This is a genomic window from Companilactobacillus alimentarius DSM 20249, from assembly GCF_002849895.1.
GTDB lineage: Bacteria > Bacillota > Bacilli > Lactobacillales > Lactobacillaceae > Companilactobacillus > Companilactobacillus alimentarius.
In genome coordinates this window covers 595,272-614,489 of record NZ_CP018867.1, presented here as the reverse complement: position 1 = coordinate 614,489, position 19,218 = coordinate 595,272, and the positions used below count along the sequence as shown (strand labels likewise).

General features: G+C 32.5%; 15 protein-coding genes. 13 read left to right on the top strand and 2 right to left on the bottom strand.

Translation table 11 applies throughout. The features are described from left to right. The first annotated feature begins 17 nt into the window (after nt 1-17). The 4 genes from LA20249_RS03030 to LA20249_RS03010 all read left to right on the top strand — a co-directional run bounded on the left by LA20249_RS03030 (nt 18) and on the right by LA20249_RS03010 (nt 6,051). Complete coding sequence (locus tag LA20249_RS03030; protein ID WP_057739672.1) at nt 18-1,061, top strand: phosphotransferase; 1,044 nt, start codon at nt 18-20, stop codon at nt 1,059-1,061. A gap of 769 nt (nt 1,062-1,830) precedes the next feature. Then, the gene (gene licT, locus LA20249_RS03020) at nt 1,831-2,661 is read left to right on the top strand and encodes a BglG family transcription antiterminator LicT (RefSeq protein WP_057739880.1); all 831 of its coding nucleotides are present in this window, start codon (nt 1,831-1,833) and stop codon (nt 2,659-2,661) included. Nucleotides 2,662-2,746: 85 nt separating this feature from the next. Further along, entirely contained in the window at nt 2,747-4,597 is a 1,851-nt protein-coding gene (locus LA20249_RS03015) for a beta-glucoside-specific PTS transporter subunit IIABC (RefSeq protein ID WP_057739667.1), read from the top strand. A 2-nt stretch (nt 4,598-4,599) separates the two neighbouring features. Next, a complete protein-coding gene (locus tag LA20249_RS03010; RefSeq protein WP_057739665.1) occupies nt 4,600-6,051 on the top strand; it encodes a 6-phospho-beta-glucosidase in 1,452 nt (483 codons plus the stop codon). 60 nt (nt 6,052-6,111) lie between these two features. Here LA20249_RS03010 and LA20249_RS03005 read toward each other — a convergent pair whose 3' ends face one another. Continuing rightward, nucleotides 6,112-6,945, bottom strand: coding sequence for a LysR family transcriptional regulator (locus tag LA20249_RS03005; RefSeq protein WP_057739663.1), 834 nt, complete (start codon nt 6,943-6,945; stop codon nt 6,112-6,114). Nucleotides 6,946-7,196: 251 nt separating this feature from the next. Between LA20249_RS03005 and LA20249_RS03000 the strand changes: the two genes are divergently transcribed. The 5 genes from LA20249_RS03000 to LA20249_RS02980 are packed head-to-tail and all read left to right on the top strand — an operon-like array spanning nt 7,197 to nt 12,768. Beyond that, nucleotides 7,197-8,504: a YeeE/YedE family protein gene (locus LA20249_RS03000; RefSeq protein WP_101836863.1), complete on the top strand. Its 1,308-nt coding sequence runs from the start codon at nt 7,197-7,199 to the stop codon at nt 8,502-8,504. Between the two features lie 12 nt (nt 8,505-8,516). Continuing rightward, nucleotides 8,517-10,223 carry an FAD-dependent oxidoreductase gene (locus tag LA20249_RS02995; RefSeq protein ID WP_057739661.1) on the top strand — a complete coding sequence of 569 codons (1,707 nt, stop codon included), beginning with the start codon at nt 8,517-8,519 and terminating at the stop codon, nt 10,221-10,223. A gap of 22 nt (nt 10,224-10,245) precedes the next feature. Then, nucleotides 10,246-11,013, top strand: a complete 768-nt coding sequence (locus LA20249_RS02990; protein WP_057739659.1) for an ABC transporter permease — start codon at nt 10,246-10,248, stop codon at nt 11,011-11,013. Continuing rightward, on the top strand, nt 11,013-12,029 hold the full coding sequence (locus LA20249_RS02985) for a taurine ABC transporter substrate-binding protein (RefSeq protein WP_057739658.1): 1,017 nt from the start codon (nt 11,013-11,015) through the stop codon (nt 12,027-12,029). The genes LA20249_RS02990 and LA20249_RS02985 overlap by 1 nt, the downstream gene beginning before the upstream one ends. Then, the gene (locus tag LA20249_RS02980) at nt 12,016-12,768 is read left to right on the top strand and encodes an ABC transporter ATP-binding protein (RefSeq protein ID WP_057739656.1); all 753 of its coding nucleotides are present in this window, start codon (nt 12,016-12,018) and stop codon (nt 12,766-12,768) included. Before LA20249_RS02985 ends, LA20249_RS02980 begins: the two co-directional genes overlap by 14 nt. 186 nt (nt 12,769-12,954) lie before the next feature. On the opposite strand, the gene LA20249_RS02975 is transcribed toward LA20249_RS02980, so the two are convergent. Continuing rightward, a complete protein-coding gene (locus LA20249_RS02975; RefSeq protein ID WP_057739654.1) occupies nt 12,955-13,941 on the bottom strand; it encodes an AraC family transcriptional regulator in 987 nt (328 codons plus the stop codon). A 124-nt stretch (nt 13,942-14,065) separates the two neighbouring features. Here LA20249_RS02975 and LA20249_RS02970 point away from each other — a divergent pair, with 124 nt between their 5' ends. The 4 genes from LA20249_RS02970 to LA20249_RS02955 all read left to right on the top strand — a co-directional run bounded on the left by LA20249_RS02970 (nt 14,066) and on the right by LA20249_RS02955 (nt 19,163). Continuing rightward, nucleotides 14,066-15,367: a PTS sugar transporter subunit IIC gene (locus LA20249_RS02970; RefSeq protein WP_235806787.1), complete on the top strand. Its 1,302-nt coding sequence runs from the start codon at nt 14,066-14,068 to the stop codon at nt 15,365-15,367. Further along, nucleotides 15,357-17,636, top strand: a complete 2,280-nt coding sequence (locus tag LA20249_RS02965) for a family 78 glycoside hydrolase catalytic domain (protein WP_057739650.1) — start codon at nt 15,357-15,359, stop codon at nt 17,634-17,636. The genes LA20249_RS02970 and LA20249_RS02965 overlap by 11 nt, the downstream gene beginning before the upstream one ends. Before the next feature lie 243 nt (nt 17,637-17,879). Next, complete coding sequence (locus LA20249_RS02960) at nt 17,880-18,845, top strand: 2-hydroxyacid dehydrogenase family protein (RefSeq protein WP_057739647.1); 966 nt, start codon at nt 17,880-17,882, stop codon at nt 18,843-18,845. Nucleotides 18,846-18,857: 12 nt separating this feature from the next. Next, nucleotides 18,858-19,163 (top strand): hypothetical protein, encoded by a 306-nt coding sequence (locus LA20249_RS02955; RefSeq protein ID WP_057739645.1) that lies wholly within the window; start codon nt 18,858-18,860, stop codon nt 19,161-19,163. The last annotated feature ends 55 nt before the right edge of the window (nt 19,164-19,218 follow it).

Here is a 19,218-nt window from a genome sequence, read left to right as displayed (position 1 = left end):
CATTGAGGTGATATCAAATGTTAAATCAATCTGTTTTAACATCCGACAAAATAAAACTACTTTTAGAAAATAATTATGGAATATTTGATATTGATAAAATCAGTGTCATCAATAGAGGAAGTGCGGGGATTTATAAAATTTTAATGAAAAATCGATTTGAATATATAGTTAAAGAATTTCAATCTGGATATTCCGAAAAAAGTATTAAAAATGAAGTTGGAATATGTGATTTTCTTATGAAAAAGGGAATTCATACTTCCGAATTGCTAAGAGACAATAAGGGTAATACCGTCAATAAAATTAATGGAAGATTTGTTACGGTACAAAAATATATACAAGGATACACTGTAAATCCAAATGAGGCACCATTATGGCTTATGAATGAATCTTCTATGCTACTTGGAAAAATTCATGTGAAACTTTCAAATTATCCTATGAAAAGATATGGTTTTAAAAGTAATTGGTTAAATTTGGATATTAAGAATAAAAAGGGAAAAAGATTTGAGGAATACATAAAAAAAGCAGAAAAAGATAGTAACTCAAATTCTGAGGAAATAATTAACGATTTAAAATTCAAACTATCTTTAATCAAAGAGATACCCAATTCATTTGATAAAAGCAGCCTTACCTATGTAAATTCACATGGTGACTATAGTATCAATCAATTAATTTGTAATGACGATCACATTACGGCGGTTATTGATTTTGCTACCGCCTCTAAATTACCTGCAGTGTGGGAAGTAATTAGATCATTTACTTATTCAGACCCAGATTGTAAAAATGGGAAAATTAATATATTTTCTTTGGAAGCATATATAGAGGCCTATCTTACTTATGGAACCTTGACTCATTCAGATATAGAAAGAATGTTTGATATATATTACTATCAATTAATTCTAAGTTCCTATGGGTATAAGGAATATTTTGAGAAAGAAACTTATAGAAGGGAAAATGTAATAAATTTTGCCAAATGGAGAACAAATCTATTAAGAGATCTTTGCAAGAATAAGGAAGATTATGGTTATCAATTAAATAATTGGTTTTTGAAGAAAAGAGTATGATATTGTAAAGAAATCAGAAAATAAATAATTGAAATTTATTTTCACAATGGGGTAAAAAAACTATGAGCATCATTAACAATGCTTATAATTAAAATTATTCTGAAACTACAAATTAAATTTGTTACTGATTTGATCAGGCAATGCCAATTTCTAAATAGGATTAGTGTTGCACTTTTTTATTTGCCGAAAATGGAAAGTGCAGATACATTTTGGAAAGCATTTAAACCTGATGATCCTGAGTTTTCTCCCTATGGTAGTCCATTAGTGAATAGTTATTGTCATGCCTGGTCGTGTACCCCTGTCTATTTGATTGAAAAATATAATCTTTAATAATTTTACGTCGGAGTAATCAATTATTCATATTCTTAATTTGATATATGCTTCTTGTTTTGCTAGGGATTTTATAAATAATCATGAGTATAAGATTAAGAACTTAGAAAATTTTGAATATAGAAGAAACGCTTCTACATTTTATATAAAAGAAGAATAAAACCATTCCTCGCAAGAGAGGTCTAAATATAAGACTGGCAGTTTAATTAAAGATTCGATTACGAAGGTTGTTATCAAAACCATGTAAGCGCTATTGCAATATTTATAAATTATGTTACTATGATTTATAGGTTGTGACTTCAAGTAGGCAATCTTAATATTCTAGAATATTTTAAATATCGGGATTGTTATCATAAGAGTAATTTTATGAGCTAAACCCAGTTATACCTTTTAAAGAGGATAACTGGGTTTTGTTTTGGGCGGAAAGGAAAAATATCTTTTGAGAATAATTAAAGTAATCAATAATAATATTGTTACGTCTAATCAAGATGGCAATGAAGTTATTGTGATGGGAAAAGGATTAGGATTTAACAAAACCAGTGGTGATCTTATTCCTCAAACAAAAATTGAAAAAGTCTTTGCTTTAAATACGTCAGATGGCGTTGATAGGTTCAAACTATTGTTAAAAGATGTTCCTATGCAAGAACTTCAAGCCTGTGATGAAATTATTTCGTATGCTAAATTATCCTTGGGAAAAAGACTAAGCGATAGTATTTACGTTGCTTTAACAGATCATGTTCATTTTGCCATTCAACGATTTAAAAAGGGTATGGACTTTGGCAATGCTTTGTCTTGGGAAGTTAAGCACTTCTATAATCATGAATATTTAATTGGTAAAGAAGGATTAAATATCATTGAAAAACGTACTGGAACACGTCTTCCTGATGATGAAGCTGTAACCGTGGCCTTACATTTGGTAAATGCTGAGCTAGATAATTCTATGGATCATACTGTAGGTATGACCAAGCTAATTAAAGAGATATTAGGAATAATTCAATATACTTTTCACGTTGAATTATCAGATACAAGTTTGGCATATGAAAGATTGATGACACATTTAAAATTCTTTATACAACGCGTTCTTACCAATCAACCATTGCCTGATAATGACAATAAGTTATTTGAAATGATCAAACAGAGCTATACTGATGAATTCAATTGTGCTCTGAAGATTGCAAAATATGTAAAAAAAGAACTAAATTATTCACTTACTGATGCGGAACTATCGTATTTAACGATTCATATTAATAGAGTATTAACAGAAAATTAAATATCAGGATTGTTATCGTTAAGAGCAAAACCTAAATCAAAGTCTAATTGGCTTGATTTAGGTTTTTGTGCTTTAAGGAGGAAAAATGGATTATAAAAAATCAGCCGATGAAATATTAAAAAATATTGGTGGAGAAAAGAATATAGATTACGCAACTCATTGTATGACCAGATTACGATTTGGATTGAAGGATGAATCTAAAGCAAATGGAAAACGAATTGAACAAATTGATGGTGTCAAAGGTGTAATGAGTCAAAGTGGACAATATCAAGTCATAATTGGTAGTGACGTTACTAGTGTCTTTTCTGAATTGCCGGATAGCGTTAAGGATAGTGATTCATCTCAAGTAGAAACAAAGCCCAAAGAGAAATTGACACCAAAAGTTATTTTTAATAATGTCATAGATTATCTTTCATCATCTATTACCGCTGCATTGGGAGTAATCATTGGTAGTGGGATGGTTAAATTATTACTGGTAATTTTAGATTTAATAGGAGTACAACATGGTTCAACATATAATTTATTGACTATTATCGGTGATGTTGGATTTTATTTCTTACCAATAGTTTTAGCTTATACAGCTGCAAAAAAATTAAAGATTGATCCAGCATTATCTATTGTTGTATCAGCATTTTTAATTCACCCAAACTTAATTTCTATGTTAGCTAAAGGAAATGTAACTTTTCTAAAAGTTCCTGTATATAGTACAACATATGCATCATCCATTATTCCACCTTTACTAGCAACTTGGGTATTGTCACTGATAATTCCATTAATAGATAAAATAACCCCCAGTTGGAGCAAGACGATTCTCAATCCGATGTTATCTTTGTTAATTACTATCCCTATTGTTTTAGTCATCTTTGCACCTATTGGAGCAATTATCGGACAAGGATTAAGTATTATAACTACGACCATGACCAATTATGTGCCATGGTTAACAATGGGTATTGTGGCAGCGTTTTTACCATTGCTTGTCATTGCAGGATTACACCATGCATTTGATCCAATTTATTTATCTAGTTTTGCAAAAGTTGGATATGATCCATTGTTTCTGCCAATGATGTTAGCGATGAATTTCTCTATGACTGCTGCAATTTTGGTTGTTGGTATCAAATCAAAAGATAAGAAGAAAGAATCATTAGCATATTCATCTGCCATTTCAGCTGGATTGGCTGGAATCACTGAACCAGGATTATTTGGTGTTTTATTGAAGAACAAAAAAGCCTTGAGATCTGCAATGCTTGGTTCAGGTATTGGTGGTGTTCTTGTAGGATTATTACATCTAAAAATATTTGCACCAGTTTCACCTAGTGTTATTGCGATGATTTCCTTCTTATCTAAGAAATATCCAGCAAATATTGTTTATGCATTGATCATAGCGATAGTTTCATTTATCTCTGCATTTGTATTTACTTGGTTGTCTTATAGGGAAGAAGCGGAGAATGATAAGAACTCTATTAAATTAAATAATCAATCAGTTTTAGCCCCGATTAAAGGTAAAGTGATTCCACTAGAGCAAGTAAAGGATGCAACATTTGCCGACAAATTATTAGGAGATGGCATTGCAATTGAACCGTCTGAAGGGAAAGTTTATTCACCTGTAGAGGGAACCGTTCAAGTTATGTATAAGACAGGACATGCAATCGGATTATTATCTGATACTGGAAATGAAATATTAATCCATATAGGTTTGGATACTGTCAAACTGGAGGGAAAAGGCTTTGAAAAGATTGCTAAGCAGGGAGACCATGTTAGAGCTGGTCAACTATTACTAAAATTCGATATGTCATTTATCGAAGCTCAAGGTTACGATCTGACAACGCCTGTCGTGGTAACAAATCTTGATTCAACGGGTAAAAAATTGGTAGAAAATAATGTACAACAGGATATTGGTTCTTCAATGCCAATATTTGATATTCAAGGAGGAAATTAGATATGACATTACCAAAGAATTTTTTATGGGGTGGCGCCACGGCAGCTAATCAATCAGAAGGTGGTTATAACTTAGATAATCGAGGATTAGCAAATGTTGATTTATTGCCATTAGGAGATGATAGAAGGTCCGTTGTCATGGGAGAAAAGAAAATGTTTGATTTAGATGATAAACATTTTTATCCGGCTCTTAAGGCGATTGATATGTATCATCACTATAAAGAAGATATTAAAATGTTTGCCGAAATGGGATTCAATGTTTATAGAATGTCTATTGCATGGACAAGAATTTTTCCAAATGGTGATGAAATTGAGCCGAATGAAGCTGGATTAAAGTTTTATGAGAATGTATTTAAAGAATGTAAGAAATATGGCATTGAGCCATTAGTAACTATCTCTCATTTCGATACACCAATGCATCTTGTAAAAGACATGGGCTCATGGCGTAATCGACGTATGGTTGACTATTACTTAAATTTCTGTAAGGTCCTTTTTACAAGATATAAAGGATTAGTTAAGTATTGGTTAACGTTCAATGAAATAAATATGATTTTTCATGCTCCATTTATGGGAGCAGGATTGTATATTGGAGATTTAGATGAAAAAGAAAAGAAGCAAACTCTTTATCAATCAGCTCACAATGAATTAATTGCTAGCGCTAAAGCCACAAAAATGGCACATGAAATTGATTCTAACAATAAAATTGGATGTATGGTTGCAGCAGGAAAATTCTATCCTTATAGTTGTGATCCAAAGGATGTTTATGCAGCCACAACAAGTAATAGAGAAGATTATTTCTTCTCTGATATTCAGGCTGGAGGACAATATCCTAAATATGTGTTAGATATGTTCAAGCGGGAAAAATTAGATGTAAATATGCATGAGGGCGATTTAAAATTGCTCGCAGATAATACTGTGGATTTTGTATCATTTTCTTACTATATGTCAAGAGTTGCTACCGCAAATGAAAAGGTTGCACAAATGACGACAGGAAATATTTTTGATTCAGTTAAAAACCCATACTTAAAGGAAAAATCTGAATGGGGATGGCAAATAGATCCACTTGGATTAAGAATAACAATGATTGATCTATATGATAGATACCATAAACCATTGTTTATCGTGGAGAACGGTTTGGGAGCTACTGATAAACCTGATAAAGATGGTAAAATTTACGATGATTATCGCATTAAATATTTAGCAAGCCACATTAAGGCAATGGAAGACGCAGTCGAATATGATGGTGTTGAATTATTAGGTTATACATCTTGGGGATGTATAGATTTAATAAGCGCAGGCTCCGGAGAAATGAAGAAGCGCTATGGATTTATTTATGTTGATCGTGGCAATCATGGAGACGGTACCTTAAAGCGTAGTAAGAAGAAGTCTTTCAACTGGTATAAACGAGTAATCGCAACGAACGGACAAGATTTGAGTTTAGATGTTGAATATTAAATTTGAAGTCACAAAAAGGATGCTTGCTGATAGTAATTAATTTTCAGTATGCATCCTTTTTTAGAATCTTAACTGTGGTAACAGTGTTTTTACCAAAGCAATTAACTTCTGTGTTTCATTTGAATTAGGAAGTTTGGGATTAATTAAATAGAATTGATTACAGAAATCATTTGATAATTGTTGATAAGGTAATAATGTATTTATAATTGAACGCTTAGAAACAATTGCCTTACCAATTTTTCTGGAAATGAGTTTAACAATAAGATCATTGTCATTTACTTTAATTATTTTGGTTGGGCGCAAATGATGTTCTTTGAAATATTTATCAGAGTACTCTCTTTGAGTAGAACCGGGCTTGCCGATAATCCATTCGGGGCTATCCAAGTTACCAGCTAATACTAATTCATCAGAGGCAAAAGAAATCTGCTCCATTCCGTGAGTCACAATAGGCTTTTCTACGATTCCAAAATCTATTTCATGTTTAATTATTTCTTCCAATATTCTTTCAGAGTCCCCAGTTATTAATTCAAAATCAAAACGGTCAAAATATCTTTCTAAGCTTTGCATTAGAGGAGGTAAAACATGATTAGCGGTAGTTGGCGATGCACCAATCACACATTTGATTCGATTACTTTTATGTTTTTTAACGAGGTGATTGAGAGAGTTTTCCCAGTTATTTAGAACTAATTGAGAATCACGATAAAATCTGTTTGCATTTTCAGTAGGTACCAATTGTTTATTACCGTTGCGTTTGAATAATTGTACATTTAATTCCTCTTCTAATTTTTTAATTTGAATTGAAACGGTGGGTTGAGTAACATATAATTCTCTGGCTGCACGTGTAATACTACGAGTTTCATAAACTTTTTGAAATGTTGTAATAGCTCTAAACATTGAGATTCCTCCTCAATATAAAATATTTTTATTAATGAATACATAAATATAATAACACTGAAATATTGTGAAATAATTACATAAGTAGATTGCTTAATTAAACATTAATATAGCAACAATACTAAACATGTGTTCTTAATATAATAAATATTTCACAAATGTATAAGAGTCAAATTATCTCGATGAGATTAACATATAAATAAACTTTATGCTACATTTACCCTATAAGAACAGTTAGGGGGTTAGTTATAATGGAAAATTTAGATGGAAGTTTAGAACCTATCAATCCTATTAAAAATTGGGATAAAACCGTTGGTTTCATATTATTTCTCGTTCTAATTATTGGTGCACCATTTGTTTTACCTTCGAATATACATTATCTGAGACTACTGATGGGGTTGGCACTAGGCTATATTTTATCCAGATCTTATACAGGGTTTGCGGGTAGTGTGAATCGTGCCTATAAGACTGGATCTACTAAACTAATGCGTACTATGATGTTCATGTTTTTAATAACAGCAATTGCCAATGTCACATTTTTAATGTTTGCTAAAAATTTGACGGCATATGATTTATCAATTAATCCAATTAATATTGGTTTGATTTTAGGTGGACTATTTTTTGGCTTTGGAATGGCATTTTCATCTTGCTGTGCAACGGGTGTCATGACGGATTTAGCAACCGATCTACCAAGAGCCGGCGTAACATTGATTTTCTTTTGCTTTGGAGTCTTCATAGGCTTTCCTCTTCAAGCAACACAATCTTGGATAAAGGGATCAGTTTTGACTTCTAAAACAGGTGCTAAATTCTCACAAGGTGTTTATATGCCAGACCTATTTAAATGGGATGGTTTAGACGGATACTTTGGATCAGTCATTTTAACAGCATTTTTAGTTGGTTTAGTTATCTATCTATCTTATAGTTATGAAAAGAAAAGACGCCAAAAATCGACTTATGTAGGAGTCCCATCGGAACGTGTTCAAGATAACCCAAAAGATGAAGATATTGCCAACTTTACGATGAGCAGTAAGCCTACATACAATATCCTATTCAAAAAGCCGTGGACATTAAAGCAGGGCGCTGTAGGTATGACTATTGTTTTTATCCTGATGATGGGATTAACTAAATCTGGCTGGGGAGCTTCAACACCATATGGTTTCTGGTTTGGGAAAGTTCTCAATTCATTTGGAGTTTCTGCTACATCACTAGCAAACTTTACACATCAACCAGCAGAAGTATATTCAGGTCCATTGTTAGCTAATGGCGTTACCGTTCAAGACTTGGGGATTTTTCTAGGTGCAATTATTTTTATATTCACTGCTGGACTTTTTAAAGAAACAATGCACTCAGTTTCAACCTTAAACATGAAAAACGCTTCATTATTTGCACTTGGTGGTTTTACCATGGGATTTGGTACAAGATTATCTAATGGGTGTAACGTAGGAGCACTTTATACACCAATTGCACAATTTTCAGTATCAGGCTGGATTTTCTTAGCTGCTTTAGTATTGGGTGGAATTATTGGTAATAAGTTATCTAAAACAATTTATGGATATTAGGAGGATTTAATAATGAATAATAAAAAAATTGTCGTTGTAGGAGGAGTCGCTGGGGGTGCTTCAGCTGCAGCTAGGGCACGTCGCTTAGATGAATTTGCTGACATTACCATGTTTGAAAAGGGACCAAATGTTTCCTTCTCTAATTGCTCATTGCCTTATCATTTAAGCGGTTTAATCCCAGATGCTGATAGTATTGTTTTAATGACACCCGATCAATTTAAAAATCAATATAATATTGATGCTGAAATTAATTCCGAAGTGATTAATGCTAATGTTAGTAAAAAAGAGGTTGAAGTTAAAAATACACAAACTGGGGAATTAAAATGTGTACCATACGATGAACTGATTTTATCTCCAGGAGCAAACCCAATTATGCCAGGTTGTATTAAAGGGATAGATCACGATAATGTTTTTTCAGTTAGAAATGTTGTTGATATAAAGAAAATTCATACCTACTTGGAAGTAAATAAGGTAACTGATGTAGCAATAGTTGGTGGTGGTTTTATTGGACTAGAAGTATGTGAGAATTTAGCCCAAACCGATAAACATGTTTCATTAGTTGAAGCCTCTGAACATGTTATGGGAACTATTGATGATGATTTTGCTGAACTGATTCATAAAGAACTTTATGATCATGGGGTGAATGTAATTTTAAATGATGGGTTAGCAGAAATTACAGATGATCATATCAAATTGGGATCTGGAAATAAAATCAAAGCTCAAGTAGTAATCATGGCCATTGGGGTTAAGCCAGATGTCGCTTTAGCAAGTAAAATTGGCTGTAAATTGGGATTAACTGGTGGAATTGCAGTTGATCAACATTATCAAACCTCTATTCCTAATATTTATGCGGTCGGTGATGCCATTGAAGTTAGTCATATGATTACGCGTAAAAAAACACGTTTGGCATTAGCTTTCCCAGCTCAAATGGAGGCCAGAGATGCAATTGACCATATATATGGAAGAACAATTGAAAATAGAGGGGTGATTGGCTCTCAAGCAATTCATGTATTTGATATTAATATTGCTTCAACAGGTCTAACGGAAAGTGAATGTCAAAAAGATGGAATTGACTATCGAACAGCCACAGTAATTCCCAAGAGTCGTGTTGGAATAATGCCGGATGCCACACCATTGTATTTAAAATTGATTTTTGGCTATCCAAATGGAGAGGTACTTGGTGCTCAAGCATTAGGTAAATCAGACGTCGATAAACAGATTGATATTGTCTCTACTATGATTTCAATGCATGGACATATTTCTGATTTAACACATTTAGAGGTTTGCTATTCTCCATGGTTTAGTACAGCTAAAAATGCGGTAGATATGGCTGCCTTAGTAGCAGAGAACATTCTTAATGGTGAATTTAAACAAGTACAAGTCAGCGAAATACGTAAATTAGTAGAGAAGAATGCTTTCATTATTGATGCACGTGAACCATTTGAGTATGAAGAAGGACATATCACTACAGCTGTTAATATTCCCTTAAGCCAATTTCGTCAAAGGTTAGATGAAATCCCAAACGATTGTCCTGTATATGTTCACTGTTTATCGGGGCAACGTAGCTATAATATGGTCAGAGCTTTAAATAACAGAGGATACAAGAATGTCATTAATATCTCTGGATCATATTTGGAATTATGTGAATATGAATACTTCAAAGATCAAACAACGGATCGTAAACCAATCGTGACAAATTATCGTTTTGATTTGCTGTAATAGATATTAGAGGAGTGGTGATATGAGAAGAAAAGCTAGATTAACAACAATTTGTGTCTGGATAATTTTATTAGTAATCTGGTTCATAGTAACTAATCTTAAATTAATATCACCAATTCTTTTTCCATCACCACAGGATGTTTGGCTTACTTTTACGAATATTCTGATTCATGGATATAATAATATTCCCTTTTGGGAACATTTAGGAATTACCCTTTTCAGGCTTTTCTCAGCATTAATATTAGCAATAATAACTGCAGTACCACTTGGATTAGCCTCTGGGATGTTTGAATGGGTCCATGCAGTGATCGATTCGGTAATTCAATTTTATCGTCCAATTCCACCACTGGCTTACTATACGATCCTTATCCTTTGGTTGGGAATAGGTGAAAGCTCAAAAATTATTTTACTTTATTTGGCGGCTTTTGCTCCTATTTATATAGCCTGTGTAGAAGGGGTCCATCATTTGAACAGAGATTATATTCTAAGTGCTAAGTCATTGGGAGCAAGAAAATGGTCAGTTTTCAAATGGATTATTTTCCCAGGAACATTACCTGATATTTTTACAGGTATCAGGACTGCAATGGGAGTTTCCTTTTCTACACTTGTTGCCGCAGAAATGGTAGCTTCAACTTCAGGAATTGGCTGGATGGTAATTGATGCATCGAAATATTTAAAGAGTAGCGTTATGTTTTTAGGAATCTTTATACTTGGTGGCCTAGGCTTATTCCTAGATTGGATTTTACAATTACTTGAAGGAAAATTGATTTTTTGGAAGGGTAAGGAATAATGGGGAAATTCAAAAAGTATACCTTAGTGATTCTGATATTCTTTATATTAATTAGCCTAAGTGGATGCTCCTCCAAAGGTGAAGCCAAATCTAGCGAAATTAAAATAGGGATTCTTAACACACCCAATGATGTGGCTGTGGCTAGGAATAAAAATTATTTTAAAGAAAAATTTCCAAATAGGAAAATAACTTTTATTACATTTGATTCTGGAGTTGATGCTAATAAAGCCTTAATGTCTGGTGGAGTCGATTTTGCTACTATGGGTGATACTAATGGAATCGTTGCGTTAACTGCAGGCATCCCTGCTAAGCTACTTTGGATTAATGAGATGTGTGGGGCAAATGAATGTTTGATAGTAAAAAAGGGGTTAGGAATTCAATCAATTGCGGATTTAAGAGGTAGAAAAATAGCAACGCCATTTGCATCCACGTCACATTATAGTTTAATGATTACTTTAAAAAAATTTGGTTTAGAGCATAAGGTAAAGTTGCTGGATATGGATACACAAAATATTGTGGCTGCTTGGAAACGTGGAAATATTGATGCAGCATATACATGGCAACCAACTTTATCCCAATTACAAATTGATGGAAAGGTATTATTAGATAGTTCTGATTTATCTCGAAATGGATATTCTACTGGGAATATTACTCTGGTTAGTAATTCATTTTTAAATCATCATCCTAAAGATGTAAAGAAGTTTGTATCCGTGTTGACAAAAGCACACCATTTACGCAAAAATAACTACTCAGTTGCTGTTAAAGCGGCTGCAAGTCAAACGGGTATCAGTGAAAAAGATGCGGATAAACAAATGAGAGGAACTAAATGGCCCTCATTAAAGGAGGAATATTCTTCAAATTATTTAGGAAGGAAAGGTAATCTAGGTAAATTTATTATTGAGATGCAAAAAGCTAGTAAATTTATGCATAGTCAGCAAACGATTAGCTATACACCAACGTTGAAACAATTCGAGAGATTTGTTTATCTGGGAGGAGATATAGATGGAATTGATTAAAGCAAAAAATTTAACCATCAAATATCCTCAATCTAATGATACGGTAATAAATAACGCCAACTTTATGATCAATAAGAATGAAATATTTGTATTGGTTGGACCTTCAGGATGTGGCAAGAGCACTATATTGAAAGCTCTCGCCGGTTTCATACCGATAGACGGTACATTAGAAATGAATGGGCACAGGATTGTTGGCCCTGATTGGCAACGTGGGGTGGTCTTTCAGGATTCTTCACTTTATCCTTGGTTTAAAGTGAAAGATAATGTTGGTTTTGGCCTTAAAGCAAGAAAGTTTTCACAAGATGAGATTGATCGTAGGGTCTCGTATTTATTAGATTTAATTGGATTAAGTGATCAATCTAATACTAAAACATTTGAGCTCTCTGGAGGGATGAAACAACGAGTTGCCATCGCACGTGTTTTAGCCAATAAATCACCACTGTTATTAATGGATGAACCATTTGGAGCATTAGATACTTTTACCAGAACAAAGATGCAACGGCTTATTTTAGATATTTGGCATAAAGAAGAAACAAGCATTTTTATGATTACACATGATTTGAACGAGGCGATACGTTGCGGGAATAGAATTGCAATTATGAATTCTCATGATAAAAGAATCATTCAGGTCATAAATAATCCTTTTCAAAATATTAACCTTGAGGAAGTCGAGGATTTTAATCTCGAACGGAAGATAGATTCCTTTCGAAAGAACATATTGAAGATTATTAATCAGTGATATTCATCAAAGTGAATTGATGATGGTTTAAGCCAGCAGTCAGATCACGCTTGATCTGACTGTTTTTTATTGAGCTGAAAACTTGCTCAATAAAAAAACATACGGCTTTGTTTGCATTGACATTAATGAGTTAAAAGAAATAAATTATATTCATTAATGTGTAATAGGGTAATAACTCTCTTCACTTCAATTCTTCAAATTATCGCGGTACTTTTTAGGAGTCATACCTGTTTCTTTCTCAAATCTTTTGTAAAAATTAGTTAAATTATTAACTCCAACTCTAGTGGCAACCTCACTGATTGGAGTTTTTTTGTCTTGTAATAGAACTTTGGCATGTTCGATGCGTTGATAGTTAATGATAGATTTAAAAGTTTTTCCAGTATTAGTGTGGATCATTCGACTTACATGTGAGGGACTATAATTTATCTTTTCACATAATTTATTTAGTTTTCCTTCTTTATATTCTTCATGAGCATATTTTAAGATTTCAGACATTAATTTTTCAACTTTTGGATTAGCAGATGTGAAACTATCTTCAATGGGCTTAAGACGAACTAGAGACATAAAGATAATAATAATCAAATTATCAATTATTTGGCTTGAAAATTCATTATTATCAAAGTATTCACAGAGTATGTTTTGGATAGAGTTTCTAATTATTGGTAATAAATTTGTAGAAAAAATCAGAAAATGATTATGTTCATATTGATGGCCCATTAATTCGATAATGAATGTGGGAAGAGAATTATTCTTTTCTGGTTTTATGATTGTATTATCGAAAAATTTATTGCTAAGGATAATATTAATACCTAGATCCATTTTAGACGAAGGAAGAACACAGTGCGGAACCTGCTTATCTAAAATGATTAGGTCCCCTTGTTTAAGGTAAATTTTCTTCCCTTCCACTAGCATTGTTAAGGAACCACAATATATGTAAGTTAAGACGATGAAATGATAGGTGTGATAAGGTACCTTTCCCATATTTCTTTTATGTAGCTGAATCAAATGATTTTTGTTATTGAATTGTCGTTGATTGTTAAAAATATAAAGTGGCTTTCCATGATAATTTATTGATTGATATTTATTCTGAAAATGGTTAAGTATATTATCGTTTGACTCGTAATTATATGATGTAACGCCTTTTAAATAATTATCAAGTTCTTTAAAATTCATACTGTTCTCCTTAATATCAAAATAAGATACTTTTTTGGACACGTTGTGGCATTGTGTAATCGGTTACTATATTGATATTATAGCATCGTTAAGATAATAACAAATGCAAAGGGGGTGCATATTTTTGAGCAATTTTATTAGTAAATTTCAAGAGTCATTAGGAAAATTATCAATGACTTTTAATAAGAATATATACATTAATGCAATTAAGGATGGCATGTTGGCATATATGCCATTTACAGTAATAACTTCTGTTTTCTTAATTATTGGTAATTTTCCGGTTCCTAGTGTAAATAAGTGGATGGCTTCATTATTTGGCTTGAACGTCAGTCAATGGTCAGCAAAGTTAGCCATTGTGAACGATGCTAGTCTAACTATTGGAGGTCTGCTTGTTCTATTAGCAGTATCTAGGACTTTAGCCGATAAAATGAAAATTAACGGCATGCAAGTAATGCTAACCTCTGTTGTTAGTTTTATGGTTTTAACACCTTATAAAACAACTAAAGCTGGAAGTTTTCTTGATGTTACAACTATCGGAGCTCAGTCTATTTTTCTAGCTATTTTAGTATCAATAGTCGTTGCAATAATCTACCGTACAATCGATCGTAAAGGAATCAAGATAAAAATGCCAGCTTCAGATCCGCCTGCTGTTTCATCGCCATTTGAGTCTTTAATTCCATCTTTTGTTGTAATCACATTATTCTGGATTGTTAGATTGATTTTAGATGCTTTTGTAAATTTAAGTGCTTTATCTTTATTCAATCAAATTTTAGGTACTCCATTAAAGGCGATGGGTGGATCATTAATCGGCGTCGTATTCGTTAAAATGTTTGGACAATTACTATGGTTCTTTGGAATCCATGGAGATTCTATTGTAAATGGTGTTATGACACCAATTTTTCAAGTATTACAAGATGAGAATAAGACTGCAAGTCTTGCGGGACACGTTGTTCCTAATATTATTTCGCAAAGTTTCTGGGATGGATTTGCAAGTATTGGTGTTATTGGATCTATTTTTGCGATTATTTTGATTGCACATAGTCGTCGTTATCGTGAAATGAAGAAGATTGCAGGTATTCCATATATTTTTAATATTGGTGAACCAACATTATTTGGAATACCTTTAATGCTAAATGTTACCTATTTTATTCCTTTAATGTTAAGTAATGTTGTTTCAATTATTATTTCGTATGGTGCTTTTGCTTTACATTTAGTCCCACTGCCAACTGGTTTAGTTCAAGTCCCTTGGACCACACCAATTGTTATCAGTGGTTACTTAGTAACTGGCAGTATATCCGGAGCTATTCTCCAATTGGTTTGTTTTATAGCGGTAATTTTAGTTTGGCTCCCATTTGTAAAAATTGAAGATAGGGCAATTCTAAAAGAAGAAGAACAAGGAAAGGCAGAAGCAAACAATGACAAATAAAGAAGAATTCCCTAATTTTACTGGTGATTGGATATATGCATCTAGACCAGATTATGGGATTAATGATGTGAAATATTATACTTCAAATCCTAATCCTATTTTTAAAAAGGAATTTGTAAGCAATAATAATGAAAATATCTATTTAAAAATTGCATGTTTAGGATATTATATTATCCATATCAATGATCAAAGAGTTGGTAACTTTGAACTAAATAACGATTGGACTGATTTTTCAAAAAGAATTTATTTTGATATTTATGATATTTCTAAATATCTACAAAAAGGATCTAACAAAATTGAAATAGAATTGGGAAATGGAATGTTTAATCCATCGCCACTAAGATTATTTGGAAAATATAATCTTAGAGATGAACTACCACGTATTGGAGATCCAACGTTTGTCCTAAATTTAATTCAGAACGGTCAAGTATTACTTTCAACGAATAAAAAATGGCATTGTCAATCAGGAAAAATAAAGATGAATAATTTATATTTAGGAGAGCATGTAGACTATACTAATATTAATGATAATGAAACTTTAGTTGAAGAAAAACCGATTAATAAACAAGATCAGAATCACATGGTTAGAAGTTTTATACCTAAAATCACAAGACATCAAACTGTAAATCCAAAAAGTATTATTAATACTACGGATGGGTTTATCATTGATTTTGGAGAAACGATTAGTGGATTTTTCCATGCTAAGATTGATGGTTGTAATAATCAAGAAATCATTTTTGATTATAGTGAAACTAAAAATAGTGAAGGTTTAGATTTTGAAACTTCTTATGCCGGAAACATTGGAGATGTGCCGGGAGTTAGTGGCGGACCGGGTTCTCCCCAAAAAGCAATTCAAGAAGATATAATTATTTGTCGAGATGGAATACAAAAGTTTCAAAATAAATTTTGTTATCATTCTTTTAGATATGTTTTCGTAAAGGGTATCGAAGAAGAAAAATTAACAGATATTAATGCAATATATGTTCACACGGATTTAAAATCTACGGGATACATTGAAATTGATAATGAATTTTATTCAAAGTTATTTGACGCTGGTATGAGAACAAAACTTAATAATGTCCATTCAATTTTTGAAGATTGTGCTCGAGAGAGACTCAGCTATGGTGGAGATATTGTTGCCTTGGCAAATTCTAATTTATACAGTTTTGATTTAAAGAACTTTTATAAAAAGGTTATTGATGATTTTGTGATCGAACAGACTGAAAAAGGTGGTATTCCAGAAACAGCACCATATATTGGAATTCAGACAAATGGCACTGGAGATGGTGAAGGACCTATTCTTTGGCAATTGGTTTTACCATATATTCTAAATAAATATTACCAATTTTATGGTGATAAAAAATTTCTGACAAAATATTATCAAGCAGCTAAAAATCAATATGATTATTTAATGTCATTTAAGATAACGGATTTAGCGACAAAGTGTATCGGCGATCATGGTAGTGTTTTAGTAAAAGATTTCTATGACGAAACACCAGACAAACTATTTGTAGGATATTGTACAATATTATCGTTTTCGATCCTGATGGAAAAATTAGCTAAAATTTTAAATAAAGACAAAGATACTGAGATAATAAGAAAACAGTTAACATCTATCAAAAAAGAGATAGAAGGACGGTTTAAAAATAGCGATGGAACTTTTGGAAAAGGTACACAAACCAGTCTAGCTTTTTCGTTATTATTGAATCTTAATACGGAAAAGAATTTAACATCAGCATTATTAAATAGAATTAGTAAGGATAAAGGAATTTTTACGACAGGTATATTTGGTACAGCAATCATGTATAGAGTTTTACATGAGTCGGGAAATGATGAGGTTGTTGCTAACTGGTTAAAACAAAAAAGTTCAATGAGTTTTTATAATATGCTAAAAAATGGCAATCAAGTTCTTTCAGAATTATTTAATGGTAAATATTATTCAGCTAATCATGCAATGTTTTCAAGTTATATTCAATGGTATTATGAAGCACTTGGCGGCATTCAAAATTTATCAAGTTCTGTAGGATTTTCGGATATTCGAATTGCACCATATTTCGATCAGTCAATTAATCAAATGAAATGTAATATCAAAACTATACATGGAGACATAGATGTTAATTGGAATAGAGGAAATGATCATATTAATTTAATTATTTCTATTCCCAAAGATATTAACTATCAGCTAGGTAACTCAATTCTCAATAAGGGTAAGTTACTAAGTAAATCTCAAGGGGATAATATTGTTTTTAAATATTCAATAACGGCCTGATTATTCGGGTAAAAAGTAATAGAGTATCTCATAATGTTAGAAAAGTCTGACAATTATGAGATACTTTTTTTATAATTAGCAAGTACTATTTTCCGATTTTTTATTCTGAATGGTCTCCTGAAAATTATCATATAATATTTAACTTTCATCCTTTAACCAATTATATAAACAAAAAAACTTGTCAGAAAAATCACGAGAGGTCATACTTAAACAAAGAGTTATTCATAAAGTGGAGGATTAACAATGGCAAAAGTTTTTATTGCTGGAAAAATTCCAGATAAAGCGGTGGCTTTATTAAAAGCAACAGATTTAACGATTGATATGTATACAGATGATAAATTGATTGATACGACCACATTAAAACAGCATGTGTCTGATAGTGAATTTTTAATCACGCCATTGTCAACGCAGGTAGATCAGGATGTACTTGATCACGCCCCTAAATTAAAGTTGATAGCAAACTTTGGTACAGGAACGAATAATATTGACACAAAGTATGCTAAAAAACTAAACATAGCAGTGACGAATACGCCTATGGTCTCAACTGTTTCGACTGCTGAATCTACGATTGGATTGATTATCGGACTTATGCATCGGATTGCTGAAGGTGATCACTTGATGAGGACGACTGGTTTTAATGGCTGGGCACCACTATTTTTCCTAGGCCACGAGTTGCAAGGTAAAACTTTAGGAATTATTGGCTTAGGTCAAATTGGACAAGCTGTTGCCAAACGAATGCATGCTTTTGATATGCCAATACTTTATACACAGCATCATCGTTTGCCTGTAAGCCGGGAAATTGAACTAGGAGCGAAGTTTGTGTCTCAAGATGAGCTTTTGGAAAAATCTGATATTGTAACATTACATTTGCCTTTAAATGAGCATACTAAACATTTATTGGGTGCTAAAGAATTCAAACAGATGAAAGATAGTGCTATTCTGGTCAATGCTGCACGTGGTCCAATTATTGATGAATTGGCTTTGACAGAAGCTTTAAAGAAGCACGTTATTTCAGGTGCTGCTTTGGATGTTTATGAACATGAACCAGAAGTTTCTGATGAATTGAAACAAATGAAAAATGTTTTGTTAACCCCACACTTGGGCAATGCTACGGTAGAGGCTCGGGATGCTATGGCAGAAATTGTTGCCAACAATACGATTGCTGCAGCATCAGGGAAACCAATTAAGTATATTGTGAATGGATTATAGAAGGAGAAATGTATGTTTGCTAATTTGATAAATGAAAAAAATCAAACTTATAAGAATGTTAAAGTTGGTTTTTCTTGGACAGAGATGTTCTTTGGATTTTGGACTCCAGTTTTTCGTGGCGATTTCAAATGGGCTTGTTTTTTGGTTATAGCAGAAATAATTTTTGGTTCCTTTACGTGGGGTGGGGGAGCGCTCTTGGTGACTTTTATTTTTGCGTTCTTTTACAATCGTCTTTATGTTAAAGATATGGTAAAGCAAGGATATAAGCCTGCTGATAAAACTTCTTTGAATATATTAAATAGTTACCACTATTTATAAAATTGAAAATATCAAAAGAGAGCCAAGATTGTGAATTCAGTCTTGACTCTCTTTT

Coding starts and splice junctions, on each gene's coding strand:
- LA20249_RS03030 (WP_057739672.1), top strand. CDS start 18: ATGTTAAATCAATCTGTTTTAACATCCGACAAAATAAAACTACTTTTA.
- LA20249_RS03015 (WP_057739667.1), top strand. CDS start 2,747: ATGGATTATAAAAAATCAGCCGATGAAATATTAAAAAATATTGGTGGA.
- LA20249_RS03010 (WP_057739665.1), top strand. CDS start 4,600: ATGACATTACCAAAGAATTTTTTATGGGGTGGCGCCACGGCAGCTAAT.
- LA20249_RS03005 (WP_057739663.1), bottom strand. CDS start 6,945: ATGTTTAGAGCTATTACAACATTTCAAAAAGTTTATGAAACTCGTAGT.
- LA20249_RS03000 (WP_101836863.1), top strand. CDS start 7,197: ATGGAAAATTTAGATGGAAGTTTAGAACCTATCAATCCTATTAAAAAT.
- LA20249_RS02995 (WP_057739661.1), top strand. CDS start 8,517: ATGAATAATAAAAAAATTGTCGTTGTAGGAGGAGTCGCTGGGGGTGCT.
- LA20249_RS02990 (WP_057739659.1), top strand. CDS start 10,246: ATGAGAAGAAAAGCTAGATTAACAACAATTTGTGTCTGGATAATTTTA.
- LA20249_RS02985 (WP_057739658.1), top strand. CDS start 11,013: ATGGGGAAATTCAAAAAGTATACCTTAGTGATTCTGATATTCTTTATA.
- LA20249_RS02980 (WP_057739656.1), top strand. CDS start 12,016: ATGGAATTGATTAAAGCAAAAAATTTAACCATCAAATATCCTCAATCT.
- LA20249_RS02975 (WP_057739654.1), bottom strand. CDS start 13,941: ATGAATTTTAAAGAACTTGATAATTATTTAAAAGGCGTTACATCATAT.
- LA20249_RS02965 (WP_057739650.1), top strand. CDS start 15,357: ATGACAAATAAAGAAGAATTCCCTAATTTTACTGGTGATTGGATATAT.
- LA20249_RS02960 (WP_057739647.1), top strand. CDS start 17,880: ATGGCAAAAGTTTTTATTGCTGGAAAAATTCCAGATAAAGCGGTGGCT.
- LA20249_RS02955 (WP_057739645.1), top strand. CDS start 18,858: ATGTTTGCTAATTTGATAAATGAAAAAAATCAAACTTATAAGAATGTT.